1 protein-coding gene is annotated in these 16,860 nt (G+C 69.8%); it reads left to right on the top strand.

The annotated features are described in order from the left end of the window. The first annotated feature begins 61 nt into the window (after positions 1–61). Positions 62–16,756, top strand: a complete 16,695-nt coding sequence (locus NA4_RS14750; protein ID WP_444980036.1) for a non-ribosomal peptide synthetase — start codon at positions 62–64, stop codon at positions 16,754–16,756. The last annotated feature ends 104 nt before the right edge of the window (positions 16,757–16,860 follow it).

Here is a 16,860-nt window from a genome sequence, read left to right as displayed (position 1 = left end):
GCGCATGACCCGCCCGGCCCGTGTACGCCCGACCCGGACCCGCCGCTCCCGCGTCACCACGCTGCCGCAGCTCATGGCCACCGCGGTGGAGGCCAACCCGAGCGGCACCGCCGTGATCTACGCCGACGCCGCGGCGACGCTGGCCACGCTGAGCTACGCCGAGCTGGACGAGCGGTCCACCCGCTTGGCCCGGCTGCTGATCGATCGCGGCGTCGGCCCCGAGGACCTGGTCGCGATCGGGATACCGCGCTCGACCGACTCCGTGGTCGCGGTCTGGGCGGTCGCGAAGACGGGCGCCGGATTCGTCCCGGTCGATCCGAACTACCCGGCCGATCGCGTGGAGCACATGATCGTCGACTCGGGCGCGGTCTTCGGACTGGCCGTCGACAGGGTCCGCGCCGACCTACCGGACCAGCTCGAGTGGCTGTCCATCGACACCGCCGAGTGCGCGCGGCGGCTGGAGGAGTTCCCGGCCGACCCGGTGACCTACACCGACCGAGTGCGCCCGCTCCGGGCGGAACATCCGGCCTATGTCATCTACACCTCCGGGTCCACCGGCACGCCGAAGGGCGTGGTCGTCACCCAGGCCGGGCTGGCGAGTTTCTGCGCGGAGCAGCGCGACCGGTATCGGGTGACCAGCGCGTCGCGGACGTTGCATTTCGCGTCGCCCTCGTTCGACGCGTCGGTGCTGGAACTGCTGCTCGCGCTGGGTGGTGCGGCCACGATGGTGGTCGCTTCGCCCACCGTTTTCGGCGGCGAGGAGTTCGCGTGCCTGGTGCGCAGGGAGGCGGTCACCCACGCCTTCGTCACGCCCGCCGTGCTCGCCTCGGTGGACCCGGCCGGGCTCGACGAGTTGCGCGTGGTGGTCGCCGGTGGCGAGGCGTGCCCGCCCGACCTGGTACGGCGATGGGTGCTGCCGGTCTCCGGTGGCAGGACCCGCGAGTTCTGCAACGGGTACGGGCCGACCGAGACCACGATCATGACCAATATCAGCGCGCCGCTGGTGCCGGGAGAGCCGGTGACCATCGGTGCGCCGATCCGGGCCGTCACCGAATATGTGCTGGACGAGCGCCTGGTCCCCGTCCCGAGCGGCGTGGTCGGCGAGCTTTACATCACCGGCGCCCAGCTGGCCCGCGGCTACCACGAACGGCGCGGGCTGACCGCGTCCCGTTTCGTCGCCAACCTGTTCGACCCGAACGGGTCGCGGCTCTATCGCACCGGCGACCTGGTGCGCTGGACGCCGAACGGCGAGTTGGAGTATCTGGGTCGCAACGACTTCCAGGTGAAGATCCGCGGTTTCCGCATCGAGCTGGGTGAGATCGACGCGGTGCTGGCCGCGCACGAGAGCGTCGACTTCGCCGTCACCGTCGGGCACGACCTGGACAGCGGCGTCACGATCCTCGTCTCCTACGTGCACGCCGCGCCCGGGATGGTCGCCGACGCGGCCGAACTGGCCGCTTTCGCCGAGCAGAGCCTGCCCGCGCACATGGTGCCGACGGTGGTCATGGTGCTGGCGAAGATCCCGCTGACGCCGGTGGGCAAGCTGGACCGCGCGGCGCTGCCGGTGCCGCGCCTGCAGACCAAGGTGTACCGCGCGCCGGTCGGCCCGCTGGAAGAGCTGGTCGCCGAGGTGTTCGGCGAACTGCTCGGCCCGGGTGCACCGGTCGGCGCGGACGACGACTTCTTCGAACTCGGCGGCAATTCGCTGATCGCGACGCAGGTCGCGGCCCGGATCGGGGCCGCCATCGCAGCGCGGGTACCCGCCCGGCTGGTCTTCGAGACGCCCACCGTCGCCGGGCTCGCCGCGCGGCTGGAGCCGATGAAGGGTGCCGGGGACCGGTGTGCGCTGGTGGCGGTGGAGCGTCCGGAGCGGGTGCCGTTGTCGCCCGCGCAGCAGCGGATGTGGTTCTTGAATCAGTTCGATACTGATTCGGCGGCGAACAATATTCCGTTCGCGGTGCGGTTGTCCGGTGCGTTGGACGTGGCGGCGTTGCAGGCGGCGGTCGCGGATGTGATCGAGCGTCATGAGACGTTGCGAACGATGTATCCGGCGGTGGACGGCACGGGCTATCAAATGGTGGTGCCAGCGGCTCGCGCCGTCCCCGATCTCGCGCCGAAACCGCTCGCCGAGCAGGAACTGCTCGACTGGCTGCGCGGACTGGCGCTGACCGGTTTCGATGTTGCGGCCGAGGTGCCGCTGCGCATCGCGTTGGCCGAGCTCGGGCCGGGCGACCACGTGATCGTGGTGGTGGTGCACCACATCGCCGCCGACGGCGCCTCGGTCGCGCCGTTCCTGCGGGATCTGCTCAGCGCGTTCCTTTCCCGGCGCAACCGGGCGCAGCCGGCGTGGGCTCCGCTGCCGGTGCAGTACGCGGACTACACGCTCTGGCAGCGCGCCGTGCTCGGTGACGAGAACGACCCGGATTCGGTCGCGGCCGCGCAAATCGCGTACTGGCGTCGCGCCCTGGCGGGCATTCCCGACCGGATCGACCTGCCCTCGGACCGCCCGCGCCCGCCCGTCGCGTCCGGGCAGGGCGCGGAGTACACCTTCGCGGTGGACGCTTCGGTGCACCACGGACTCGCCGAACTGGCGCACAGCGCGGGCGCCTCGGAGTTCATGGTGCTGCACAGCGCGTTCGCGGTGCTGCTTGCCCGGCTCACCGGCACCGACGACATCACCATCGGCACGCCCGTCGCCGGTCGTGGCGAGCGGGAACTCGACGGGCTGATCGGCATGTTCGTCAACACGCTGGTGCTGCGCACCCGGATCGACCTGGGCGCGTCCTTCCGCACACTGGTCGAGCAGGCGAAGGCATCGGATCTGGCCGCGTTCTCGCATGCCGAGCTGCCGTTCGAGCGGCTGGTCGAGGTACTGGACCCGGTGCGGTCGCAGGCGCATCATCCGCTGTTCCAGGTGGCGCTGTTCTTCCAGAACATGAGCAAGCCGGAGATCGATCTGCCCGGCTTGTCCGCGCGGACGGTGGAATTCGGCGGAGCGGTCGCGAAATTCGATCTGCAATTGACGGTGGTGCCGAGCGGTGCCGGCGACGCCACCGGTTTCACGGCGATGTTCACCTACGCCACCGACCTGTTCGACGAGGCCACGATCGCCGAGTTCGCCTGGCGGCTGGAGTGGTTGCTCGCCGCCGTCGCCGCGGAACCGGATCAGCCGATCGGTGCGATCGATCTGCTGACCTCCGACGAGCGCGAGCGCATGCTGCGCGAGTGGAACAACACCCGGCATCCGGTGCCGGAGGAACTGCTGCTGGACGGCTATCGGCGCATCGTGGACGCGTACGCCGACGAGGTCGCGGTGGCCTACGAGGGCGCCGAGCTGACTTATCGTGAGTTCGACGCGCAGGTGAACCGTCTGGCCAGGTTGCTGATTTCGCAGGGCGTCGGCCCGGAATCGCTGGTGGGTCTGGCGGTTCGCCGGTCGCTGGATCTCGTGGTAGGGATGTACGCGATCGTGACGGCGGGCGGGGCGTACGTGCCGTTGGATCCGGACCATCCGGCCGAACGTATCGCGCACATTCTCGAGACGGCCCAGCCCATCTGCGTGCTCACCACCTCCGCCGACGCGGTCGACGTCCCCGAAGGCACCGCGGTCTTGCTCTTGGACGCCGTGAATCCGGATCGATTCGACGATTCGCCGGTGCGCGACGAGGAATTGGTGTGCCCGGTGTTGCCGCACCATCCGGCATACGTGATCTTCACGTCGGGCTCGACCGGCCGCCCCAAGGGCGTTGCGGTTTCCCACCACGCGATTCAGAACCAGATCAGCTGGATGCTCGCGGCCTATCCGCTCGATCCCGATGATGTGTACCTGCAAAAGACGGCAACCACATTCGACGTGTCGTTGTGGGGCTACTTCATGCCGTTGCGCGTGGGGGCGAAGCTCGTCGTGGCAGCGCACGATGGGCATCGCGATCCGGTGTACGTCGCGGAAACCATTGCCGCACACGGCGTGACGGTCACCGACTTCGTGCCTTCCATGCTGACGGTGTTCGCCGCGCACACCGCGCCCGGTTCCTGCCCCAGCTTGCGGGACATCTTCGTGATCGGCGAGGCGCTGCCGCCGGAGACCGTTGCCGCGGTGCGGGCGATGTCGGACGCGGCGGTGCACAACCTCTACGGCCCGACCGAGGCGGCGGTCTCGGTCACCTACTGGCCCGCCATGGCCGGCGACCAGCGGTCCGTTCCGATCGGTGTGCCGCAATGGAACACCCAGGTATACGTGCTGGATTCGCGCCTGCAACCGGTGCCTACGGGTGTTCCGGGTGAGCTCTACCTCGCCGGTGATCAACTGGCCCGCGGCTATGTGCGTCGTCCCGATCTCACCGCGGACCGCTTCGTGGCCAACCCGTTCGCCTTCGGCGAGCGGATGTACCGGACCGGCGATCTGGTCGTCTGGCGCGCCGCGACCGAGGAGCTACCGCCGCGGCTGGACTACCTCGGCCGGACCGATTTCCAGGTCAAGTTCCGTGGTCAGCGGATCGAGTTGGGCGAGATCGAGACGGCGTTGCTGGCGCAGCCGTCGGTGAGCCAGGCGGTCGCGGTGGTCGCGCCTTCGTCGCTGGGCGACCAGTTGGTGGCCTACGCGGTCCCTTCGCCCGGCGAATCGATCGAGCAGGCCGGATTGCTCGCGGCGATCGCTGACATGCTGCCCACCTATATGGTTCCGGCCGCGATCGTGGCGTTGGCGGAGTTCCCACTGAATCCCAGCGGCAAGCTGGACCGCAAGGCGCTGCCCGAACCCGCTTTCACCGCGCGCGAATTCCGTGCGCCCGGCACGCCCGTCGAGGAGATCGTGGCGGGCGTGTTCGGCGAGGTGCTGGGGTTGGGGCGAGTAGGCGCCGATGACGACTTCTTCGCGCTCGGTGGCAATTCGCTGGTAGCCACCCGAGTGGTTGCCCGATTGGGTGCCGCGGTGGGTGCCAGGGTGCCGGTGCGGGCGTTGTTCGAGACGCCGACGGTCGCGGCACTGGCGGCGGCGATCGAGTCGCGGACACATGGCGAGCGCGGTGTCGAGCTGGGCAGTATCGCGCGGCCGGAGCGGTTGCCGTTGTCCTTGGCGCAGCGGCGGATGTGGTTCCTGAATCGCTTCGATCAGTCCGCGGACGCGGGGGACGGGATCGGTTCGGCCGCATACAACTTGCCGTTCGCGTTGCGGTTGACCGGTGAGCTGGACGTGCGGGCGCTGGGCGCGGCGCTGCACGACGTGGTCGCGCGGCACGAGGTGCTGCGGACGGTGTATCCGGAGACTACGGATGGTCCGGTCCAGGTGGTGCTCGCCGCCGGACAGGTGACGCTGGACGTGGCCGCGCACCCGATCGCCGCCACCGAAGTCGCGAGCGAGGTCTATGCGCTGGCGGCCACACCCTTCGATGTGACGGCCGAAGTGCCGGTGCGTGTGCGGCTGTTGGAAATCACCGATACGCCGGACGAATACGTGCTGACTGTGGTCGTGCACCATATTGCCGCCGATGCGTCGTCGATGGGTCCGTTGGTGCGGGATGTGATGACCGCATATGCGGCGCGAACCTCGGGTGCGGCGCCGGGGTGGTCGCCGCTGCGGGTGCAGTACGCGGACTACGCGTTGTGGCAGCGTGCGGTGTTGGGCGAGGAATCGGATCCGGAGTCGATCGCCGCCCAGCAGATCGGGTTCTGGCGTGCCCAGTTGGCCGATCTGCCCGACTTGCTGGAGCTGCCTATCGACCGGCCCAGGCCCGCTATGGCTTCGCTGGCAGGTGCACGGGTGGATGTCGGGATCGACGCGGCGACACATGCCGGACTGGTCGAACTCGCCCGTGCGCACGGCGCCACGTTGTTCATGGTGGTACACACGGCATTCGCGGTGCTGCTGGCCCGGCTGTCCGGCTCGGACGACATCGCGGTCGGTACGCCGGTTGCCGGGCGTGGTGAGCGTGAGCTCGATGATCTGATCGGTATGTTCGTCAACACGGTGGTGTTCCGCTCCCGGATCGACGGCGGCGACTCGTTCGCGGACCTTCTCGCGCGGCAGCGGGATATCGATCTCGAGGCGTTCGCACACGCCGATGTGCCGTTCGAGCGGTTGGTGGAGGTGCTGAATCCGCCGCGGTCCACGGCGCGTCATCCGCTGTTCCAGGTGGGATTGTCGTTCCAGAATGTCGCGCGTACCGCCTTGGAGCTACCCGGATTGACGGTGGCCGGTGTAGACGCCGATTTGGCTGTGTCGCAGTTCGATCTGCATTTGATCGTCGGCGATGCGTATGACGAGTCGGGTGCGCCCGCCGGTATCGGTGGTTTTCTCACCTACGCGACAGACCTTTTCGACGCGAGAACCGTGCAGGGATTCGCCGACCGACTATCGCGAGTTCTGTCCGCCGTGGTCGCCGACGCGACAGTGCCGGTCGGGGATATCGACATCCTCGCCGACACCGAGCGCACCGGCCTCACCGGATGGAACGACACGACACACCCGGTGGAACCTGCCGCGACGCTGGGATCGCTGCTGCGGCGCTCGATCGCGGCGGCGCCCGGAGCGGTCGCACTGGTCGCGGACCGGCCCGGGGGCGAACGCACGGAGCTGAGCTACGCCGAGCTGGGCACGCGGGTGAACCGCCTCGCCCGCTACCTGATCTCGGTGGGCGTCGGCCCCGAATCCCGGGTCGCGCTGGCATTCCACCGATCGATAGACCTGGTCGTGGCGATGTATGCGGTGTCGGAGGCCGGTGGCGCGTACGTGCCGGTCGACCCCGGCCAAGCCGCGGACCGCACCGAGTACGTCCTGCGGACTGCTCAGCCTGTGTGCGTGCTGACCGATGCCGAGTTCGACACCGACGTCGCCCCCGTGGTGCGGCTGGACGAGCTCGAGCTGAGCGAAGTGGCGAGCGGGCCGATCACCGACAGCGAGCGGATCGGCCCGCTGCGGCCGGAGAACACCGCGTACGTCATCTTTACATCGGGTTCGACCGGCCGCCCGAAGGGTGTCGCCGTGCCGAACGCCGCCGCCGTCAACCAAATGCTATGGAAGGTTGCCGCTTTCGAGCTTGCATCCGATGACGCGGTGCTGCTGAAGACGGCGGCGACGTTCGACTTGTCGGTGTGGGAGTTCTGGTCGGCCGCCGTGTGCGGTGGGCGGCTGGTCATCGCGGCGCCGGACGGTCATCGGGACCCGGCGTACCTGAACGAGCTGATGGCGCGGGAGTCCGTCACGACGCTGCATGTGGTTCCGTCGATGCTCGATGCGCTGCTGGTGCACCGGGCGTCCGCAGGCGACGCGGCGCCAGGCTGGTCGCCGCGCCGGGTGCTGGCGATCGGTGAAGCTCTGCCGGGTGCTGTGGCGCAGCGTTTCCTGCGCGAGTATCCCCGCACGGAACTGTTCAATCTGTATGGCCCGACCGAGGCAGCGGTGTCGATCACCAGTCATCGCGTCACACCGGCCGATGAGGGCTCGGTGCCGATCGGTGCGCCGGAGTGGAACAGCCAGGTCTACGTGCTCGATTCCCGCCTGCGGCCGGTGCCGGTGGGTGTGTCCGGTGAGCTGTATCTGGCTGGTGCGCAGTTGGCGCGGGGCTACTTCGGACGTGCGGATCTGACCGCGGAACGGTTCGTGGCCAACCCGTTCGAGCCGGGTGCGCGGATGTACCGCACGGGTGACCTGGTCGCCTGGACCAGCACGGGTGAACTCGACTACCGGGGTCGTACGGACTTCCAGGTGAAGATCCGTGGTTTCCGTATCGAGCTGGGGGAGATCGAGGCCGCGTTGTTGGCGCTGCCGCAGGTCGGGCAGGCAGTGGTGATCGCGAAGTCCGATCCCAAGACCGGTGATCGCTTGGTGGCCTATCTGGTTGCGGCCGACGCTGCTGCGGGTGTCGATGTCGCTGAGGTGAAGTCCGCGCTGTCTGCTGGTTTGCCGTCGTACATGGTTCCGTCGGCGTTCGTGGTGTTGGATGCGTTGCCGTTGAACGTCAATGGCAAGCTCGACCGCAAAGCGTTGCCGGAGCCGGAGTTCGAGGTCCAGGCTTTCCGTGCGCCGTCGACGCCGATCGAGGAGATCGTGGCGTCGGTGTATGCCGAGGTGCTCGGTGTCGAGCGTGTCGGCGCGGATGACGACTTCTTCGCCCTCGGCGGTAACTCGCTGCTCGCGACGCAGGTCGCCGCCCGGATCGGCGCGGCGCTGGACGCCCGGGTCCCGGTGCGGGTCCTGTTCGAGGCGTCCACTGTCGCCGGATTGGCGGTCAAGGCGGAACGGGCCGCCGGCGAGCGCAAACGCATCCCGCTGGTCGCCGGGGCACGTCCCGAGCGCATCCCGCTGTCGTTCGCGCAGCAGCGCATGTGGTTCCTCAACCAGTTCGACACCTCGGCCTCGGTCTACAACATCCCGGCCGCGATCCGCCTGTCCGGTGACCTCGACGTCGTAGCGTTGCAGCAGGCGGTGGCGGATCTCGTGGCGCGCCACGAGATCCTGCGCACGATCTACCCGCAGACGCCGGACGGCCCGGTGCAGCAGGTGCTCGCGCCGCACGACGTGCCGGTGGATCTGGCCCCGGCGCAGATCGGCGACGAGCACGTCGCTAACGAAGTGCAACGGATCGTCGCGGCCGGTTTCGATGTGACCAGCGAGGTTCCGTTCCGCGCCAAGCTGTTCCAGCTCGCCGGCACCGAATATGTGCTGGTGTTCGTCGCGCATCACATCAGCGCGGACGGCTGGTCGATGGGCCCGCTGACCAGGGACCTGATGGTTGCCTACGGGGCGCGCGGCGGCGGCGAGGCCCCGTCCTGGGCGCCGCTGCCCATCCAGTACGCCGACTACGCGCTGTGGCAGCGCGAGGTGCTCGGCGCCGACGACGCCCCCGACTCGCTCGCGGGCGCGCAATTGGCGTATTGGACAACCGAACTCGCCGATCTGCCCGACGAGCTGAACCTGCCTGCGGACCGCCCCCGTCCGCCCGCTCAGTCCTTCGCGGGCGGCAAGACCGATTTCGTCGTCGACGCGGACGTGCACGCCGCACTGGCGGAGCTGGCCAGACAGCACAACGCCACGCTGTTCATGGTGGTGCACACCGCGTTCGCCATCTTCTTGTCTCGTTTGTCGTGCACCGACGACATCGTCATCGGCACCCCCGTCGCGGGTCGCGGCGAAGCCGAACTCGACGATCTGATCGGCATGTTCGTCAACACCCTGGTGCTGCGAACCGAAGTGAACGCTGGTGACTCTTTTGCCGAGTTGCTGGCCGCCAACCGGGAAACCGATCTGCGCGCCTTCGCCAACGCCGACATCCCGTTCGAGCGGTTGGTCGAGGCGCTGGACCCGGAGCGCTCGGCGGGTCGCCATCCGCTGTTCCAGGTGGCGCTGTCGTTCGAGAACCTCGCCGCCACCAGCTTCGAACTGCCCGGCCTCAGCTTCACCGCGCTCGACCCGGTCGCGGGCACCGCCAAGTTCGATCTGCTGCTCACCGTGCGCGAGCAGCGCACCGAGGCGGGCACCGAGGCCGGTCTCGCCGCCGAATTCACCTACGCCCGTGATCTTTTCGACGAGCGAACGGTCGTCGAGTTCGGCCGCCGGTTCCGCCGCGTGCTCGCCGCCGTCGCGCGGCACCCGGCCACCGCCGTCGGCGATCTGGAGATCCTGGACGACTCGGAGCGCGTCGATCTGATCACGCGCACCGGCGGGCCCGCGGTGCCGCCGAGCACGCTGCCGGAGCTGATGGCCGCCGCCGTTGCCGCGAACCCGGCGGGCGTCGCGGTGGTCGCGGGGGGCCGCAGCTTCAGCTATGCCGAACTCGACGCCGCCTCCGCGCAATTGGCGCGCGCGCTGATCGATCGTGGCGCGGGACCGGACGTTCCGGTCGCCCTCGCGATCCGGCGTTCGGGCGAATACGTGCTCTCACTGTGGGCGGTCGCGAAGACCGGTGCGGCGTTCGTGCCGATCGATCCGACCTATCCCGCCGACCGCATCGCGCACATGGTCGCGGATTCCGGTGTCGCGCTGGGCGTGACGCTGACCGCGGAGCTGGCCAACCTGCCCGCCCTGGCCCGGGGTGCCTGGCTCGCGCTGGACGATCACGGCTTCACCTTCGACGTCGCGGCGCGGCCGGAGCAGCCGCTGCGGCCCGCTGAGCTGCGCGGACCGTTGCGCGCCGAGAACGCCGCGTACGTCATCTACACCTCCGGCTCCACCGGTCTGCCCAAGGGCGTCGTGGTCACCCACGCGGGCCTGGCGAACTTCAGCGCCGAGCAGGTGCAGCGCTATCGGCTCGACCGGTCCACGCGCGCACTGGCGTTCGCGTCCCCCTCGTTCGACGCCTCGGTGCTGGAACTGCTGCTCGCGCTCGGTTCCACGGGCGCGCTCGTGGTGGCGCCGTCGCTGACCTTCGGCGGCGAGGAGCTGGCCGGGTTGATTCGTGCCGAGGGCGTCACGCACGCCTTCCTCACCCCGTCCGTGCTCGCCTCGCTCGACCCGGACGCGCTGGCGGGCATGCGGGTGATCGTGGCGGGCGGCGAAGCGGTGCCCGCCGACTTGGCGGCCAAGTGGACCGGGGCGGCGGAGCGCGCGTTCCACAACGGCTACGGGCCCACCGAGACCACCATCATGACCAATATCAGCGACCCGCTGCGGCCCGGCGACCCGGTCACCATCGGCGGCCCGATCCGCGGTATGCGGTCGCTGGTGCTCGACAGCAGGCTGCGCCCGGTGCCGGAAGGCGTTGCGGGCGAACTGTATCTGGGCGGCATCCAGCTCGCCCGCGGTTACCACGCGCGTGCGGGACTCACCGCCGCGCGGTTCGTCGCCGACCCGTACGGCGCGCCCGGCGAGCGCCTGTACCGTACCGGCGATCTGGTGCGCTGGCGTCGAGCCGAGGGCGTGCCGGTCGTGGAGTACGTGGGCCGCAACGACTTCCAGGTGAAGGTGCGCGGCTTCCGCATCGAGCTCGGGGAGATCGACGCCGCCCTGGCGGCCCGGCCCGAAGTCGACTTCGCGGTCACGCTCGGACGCGAATCCGGTTCCGGCGCGACGATGCTGGTCTCCTACGTGCTCCCGGCCAAGGGCGCGACGGTGGACCCGGCCGCGCTGAGCGAGCGGATCGGGCGCACGCTGCCGGACTACATGGTGCCCGCGGCGATCATGGTGCTCGACGCCATCCCGCTGACGCCGGTCGGCAAGCTGGACCGCAAGGCGCTGCCGCAACCGGCCATGGAGACCCGCGCCTACCGCGCGCCGCTGACCCCGGCCGAAGTGGTGATCGCCGAGGTGATCGGCGATGTGCTCGGCATCGAACGGGTCGGTCTGGACGACGACTTCTTCGCCCTCGGCGGCGACAGCATCGTGTCCATCCAGGTGGTCTCCCGCTCCCGCACCCGCGGCGTCACGTTCACGCCGCGCGACGTCTTCGAGTGCAGGACGGTCGCCGCGCTGGCCCGCGCCGCCGCGGTCGAGAGCGGCCCCGGTGACGAAGCGGGCGACCTGCCGCTCACCGCGGAGGCGGCGCGGATGCTGGAGGAGGGCATCGAGGTGCGGGCCATCGCACTCGACGTCCCGGAGACCTGCTCGGCCGAGACGGTGCGTGGCGCGGTGGCCGCCTTGCTCGACCAGCACCCGATGCTGTGGGTGCGGGTGGAGTACGACGACGGCGTGCCGATGCTGCGTATCCCCCCGGTCGCCGAGCGCACCGGCGAGGCGTTCCGCCTTCTGGACCCGCGGCACGGCGAGACCTCGCTGCCGATCGACGACGTCGTGCAGGCGGCCGCGGCGGCGCTGGACCCGGAACAGGGCCGCAACATCCACTGCGTGCTCACCGGCGGTCCCGAGGCCCGCTCGACGCTCATCGTGGTGGCAGGCAGCCTCGTGGTCGACGACGTCTCCTGGCGCGTCATCGTCGATCAGCTCACCGGGAGCTGGAACCGGGCCCGCCACGCGGCGCCGGCGGCGCCGGAATCCGGCCTCGGCAGGCTCATTCGCGGGTTGTCGGCCACGGCGCACGATCCGGCCACGGTCGCCGAAATGGACTGGTGGCGGCGGGCTCTGGGCGCCATTCCGGAAGCCGCGGGCACCGATGGACGGGATCTGAGCGCCCGCAGCCGGGTTTCGCTCACCATCACCGCGGAGGGGGCGGAGGCCATCGCCGCCGCGGCCGGGGCCTATCACACCGGGGTGGAGGACATCCTGCTCACCGCGCTGGCCCTGGCGCTGCGGACCTCAGCGGGCGAGAGCGTGACGCGCGCGATCGGTTCGGTTGTGCGCCTGCCCGCCGACGGGCGCGCGGCCACCCACGACGACGCGGAGAGCATGGTGGGCGGCTTCGTCACCGAGTATCCGCTGCCATTGCGGCTGACCAGGATCGACATCGAAGACGCCCTGATCGGCGGCCCCGCCGCGGGCACCGCGATCGCGCAGATCAAGGAGCTCCGCCGGTCGGTGCCCTCGCGTGGCGTCGGCTACGGCCTGCTGCGCTACCTCAACGCCGACACGGCCGCCGAGCTGCGCGGACTCGGCCGCGGCCGGTTCGCGCTGCGTTACCGGGATCTGCGCCCGGCCCGGGTGCACACCGATCTGCCGTCCGACGACCTGCTGCTCGTGCTGACCGTCGACGCCACCGACGACGGCCTGCTGGCCCGGTTCGATTTCGCCGCTGCGGCGTTCCGCGGCGAGGACGCCAAGGTCTTCGCCGAGCATTGGATTCGCGCGCTAGGCGGCCTCGCCGAACATGGATTGCGCCCCGACGCGGGCGGATTCACGCCTTCGGACTTCCCGCTGGTGCGGCTGAAGCAGCCCGACATCGACCGGTTCACCCGCGCCTACCCGGACCTGTCGGACGCCTGGCCGGTCACGCCGCTGCAATCGGGCATGCTGTTCCACGCCCTGCTCGCGGAGTCCTCGGTGGACGTCTACACCACCCAGTTCGTGCTCGAGCTCAGCGGCGCGGTGGACGCCCGCCGGATGCACGCCGCCGCGCAGGCGGTGCTGGACCGGCACGACAACCTGCGCGTCGCCTTCGCCGACGACAGCGAGGGCAATCCCGTGCAGATCGTGCAGGATTCGCTGGAGGTGCCGTGGCGGCTGATCGATCTTCGGCAGTGGGAACCGGCCGAGGCCAAAGCTGAGCTGGAACGGGTAATAGCGGCCGATCTGGCCGACCACTTCGACATGCGGACCGCGCCGCTGCTGCGGTTCGCGCTGATCCGTTCCGCCGCCGGCGCCTACCACCTGCTGGTGACCAGCCACCACATCCTGATCGACGGCTGGTCCATGCCGCTGTTGATGAAGGATTTGCTGACGCTGTACGCCCTGGGCGGCAACTCGCGGCACCTGCCGACGGTGCCGTCCTATCGTGACTACCTGGCCTGGCTGGTGGCGCAGGACGCGGAGGCGGCGCGCGCGGCGTGGCGCACCGCCTTGGCCGGTATCACCGAGCCGACACCGCTGGCGCCGGTGGACCCGGGACGTGAGATCTCCGCGGGTGTCGGCGAGGTCGGTTTCGAACTGTCCCAGGCCGATACCACCGCGCTGACCCGGCTCGCTTCGGGTCTCGGCGTCACGGTCAATACCGTGGTGCAGGCGGCGTGGGGTCTGCTGATCGGCCGCAGCGTCGATCGGGACGACGTGGTCTTCGGCGCCACCGTGTCCGGGCGTCCGCCGCAGCTGGTCGGCGTCGAGGCGATGGTCGGTCTGTTCCTCAACGCGATCCCGGTGCGGGTGCGACTGGGAGCGACCGTGACCCTCGGCGGATTGCTGCGTCAGTTGCAGGCCGAGCAAGCCGCGCTGCTGGACCACCACTACTTGGGCCTCAGCGATATCCAGGACGCGATCGGCGTGGAAGGGTTGTTCGACTCGCTCGTGGTGTTCGAATCCTTCCCCGTTGACCGGGAGGGACTGGACCGAGCCAGCGACATCGACGGCATGAGCGTCAGCGGCGTCGGCGCGGTCAACGGCACCCATTACCCGCTCACCGTGATGGTGGTGCTGGACAGTCAGCTGCGCGTCTCGGTGAAGTACCTCCGCGACCTGTTCGACGAACCTGCGGCACTGACCCTGGCCCAGCGGCTTTCGGCGCTGATCGGCCGCTTCGTGACCACGCCGCAGGCGCGGGTCGGCGAGATCGACGTGCTGCTCGACGACGAGCGCGCGGAGCTGGCCGCGCGCAACGCCACCGACGTGCCGGAACTGCTCGACGACGCGACGCTGCTGTCACTGTTCGACGCACAGGTGGCCCGTACGCCGGACGCACCCGCGGTGCGCTACGGCGATGTCATCCTCAGCTACGCCGAACTCGACTTGCGCGCACGGTCGTTGGCTATCGAGCTGATGCGCTGGGGCGTCGGTCCGGAGACACTGGTCGCCGTGGCCATGCGGCGCGGTATCGACCTGGTCGTCGCGATCTACGCGGTGCTGCGGGCCGGTGGCGGCTACGTGCCGATCGATCCGGACCATCCGGCCGAGCGCAGCGAGTACGTCCTCGACAGCGCCGCTCCGATTTGCGCGCTGACCACCACCGCCGACGGATTCGACACCGCGACCGGCATTCCGGTGGTCGCCGTCGACACCCTGTATCTGCCTCCCTACCAGGGCCCTTGGTCGCAGGACCAAGTCCACCCGGACACCATCGCCTACGTCATCTACACCTCGGGCTCCACCGGTCGCCCGAAGGGCGTGATGATCTCGCACCGGCAGATGGTCAACCAGTTCCGCTGGGCCCAGCTGGCCTATCCGCACGACAGCGGCGACGTGGTGCTGCACAAGACGCCGATCACCTTCGACATCTCCACCTGGGAGTTGTTCTGGCCCTTGCAGACCGGCGCCGCGATCGTCATCGCCGTGCCCGACGGTCACCGCGACCCGGCTTACCTGGCCCGGGTCATCACCGAGAACGCCGTCACCACCGTGCATTTCGTGCCCTCGATGCTGGAGGCGTTCCTCGACCCGGTGGCCAATCCGGCCACGGAGTACCCGTCGCTGCGGCGGGTGTTCGCCGCGGGTGAGGCGCTGTCCGGGGAGACGGCGGCCGCCTTTGCCGCCGCCGCACCCGGTGTGGCCCTGATCAACTGGTACGGCCCCGCCGAAGCCACCGTGGTCACCGACCATCCGGTGCGTGACACCGCCGTGGTGGCGATCCCGATCGGTCTGCCGGTGGCGAACACCCGCGTGCATGTGCTCGACCGGCAGTTGCGGCCCGTACCGCCGGGCGCGGCGGGCGAGCTGTATGTCGGGGGTGTACAGCTGGCTCGCGGTTACCTCGGGACCCCGGCCCTGACCGCCGAGCGTTTCGTCGCCCACACCAGCGGCACCCGGCTCTACCGCACCGGTGACATCGTGCGCTGGCGTGGGGGAGTGCTGGAATACCTGGGCCGCAGCGATTTCCAGGTCAAGTTGCGCGGCCAGCGGGTGGAGCTTGGCGAGATCGAGACCGTGCTGGTCGCCCACCCGCTGGTGCGGCACGCGGCGGTGTCGCTGGTGCGCGGCGCGACCGGGGACCGGCTGGTCGCGTACGCGGTCCCGGTACCGGGCGAGACCATCGACGAGGCGGGACTGCTGCTGCACATGCGCGGCGCGCTGCCGTCCTACATGGTGCCCTCGGCGGTGGTCGCGCTCCATGAGCTCCCGCTGAACGCCAGCGGCAAACTCGACCGCAAGGCGCTGCCCGTGCCGCAGCCGGCGGCGCGTCCCTACCGCGCGCCGAGCACCCCGCTGGAGCGCACCGTGCTCGACGTGTTCGGCGAGGTGCTCGACCTCGGCGACGGACGCCGCGTCGGCATGGACGACGACTTCTTCGAGCTGGGCGGCAATTCGCTGGTCGCGACGCGCGCGGTCAGCAGGCTGCGCGCGCTCAGCGGCGCCGAAGTGCGGGTGCAGTGGTTCTTCACCGATTCCACCCCGGCGTCGCTGGCCGCCCGCATCCTCGCGGCGCTGGCCGACGACCACGACTACGACCTGGATTCGAACGCCGCGCTCGAGGTGCTGCTGCCGATCCGGACGATGGTGCCGCACGACGTGGCTGCGGCCCAGCCGCTGTTCTGTCTGCACCCGATGTACGGCTTGTCCTGGTGTTACGCGGGCCTGGCCCGCTACTTGCCCGCGAGCACGCCGATCTTCGGCCTGCAATCGCCCGCACTGACCGAAGACGGCTACCTGCCCGCGTCGCTGACCGAGATGGCGCGCCGCTACGTGGCCGAGATCCGCGCGGTGCAGCCGCACGGGCCCTACCGGCTGCTGGGCTGGTCGCTCGGCGGTGTGCTGGCGCACGCCGTGGCGACTCAGCTGCAGGCCACAGGCGAGGAGATCGGGCTGCTGACCATGCTGGACAGCCACCCGGACATCGATGTCACCGACTTCCGGGCGGCGATCCGCGAGGCGCTGGCCGAGCTCGGCATCGGCGCGGACGCCCTGCTGCCCGGCGACGGCGACGGCGACATCCACGAACTGAGCGAGCACGCGCTGGCCGCGTTGCACGCCACGATCCCGCCGGATATGGCGGTGCTCACACCCGAGCGGGTGCGCCGGATCTACCGCAGCGCGGTGCGCTCGGCCGAGCTGATCGCCGAGCACCGGCCGCAGGTCTTCCGTGGTCGCCTGCACTACTTCAGCGCGGCCGGGCACGACACGGCGGCGTCCGGCTGGCAACTGTACGTCGACGGCCCGGTCGACGATCATCCCGTCGACGTCGCGCACGACCAGATGACTGCTCCGGAGGCTTTGGCGCAGATCGGCCCCCGTTTGTCCGAACTACTCCATCCCCGAGGGTGGGAAAATCCACCGAACCTGGGCCGGTCGTGATCGGATCGAAGCGGTTCGGCATGATGGGGCAACGGTGCGGTAACAATGTCCCCTGTTGTCACGACTACATAGGCCGTATGGTCGGGCGTGGTGTTCCAGGGCTC

Origin of the sequence: Nocardia amamiensis NBRC 102102, from assembly GCF_001612745.1 — a bacterium.
GTDB classification, from domain to species: domain Bacteria; phylum Actinomycetota; class Actinomycetes; order Mycobacteriales; family Mycobacteriaceae; genus Nocardia; species Nocardia amamiensis.
This window is presented reverse-complemented; position numbering and strand designations above follow the sequence as displayed.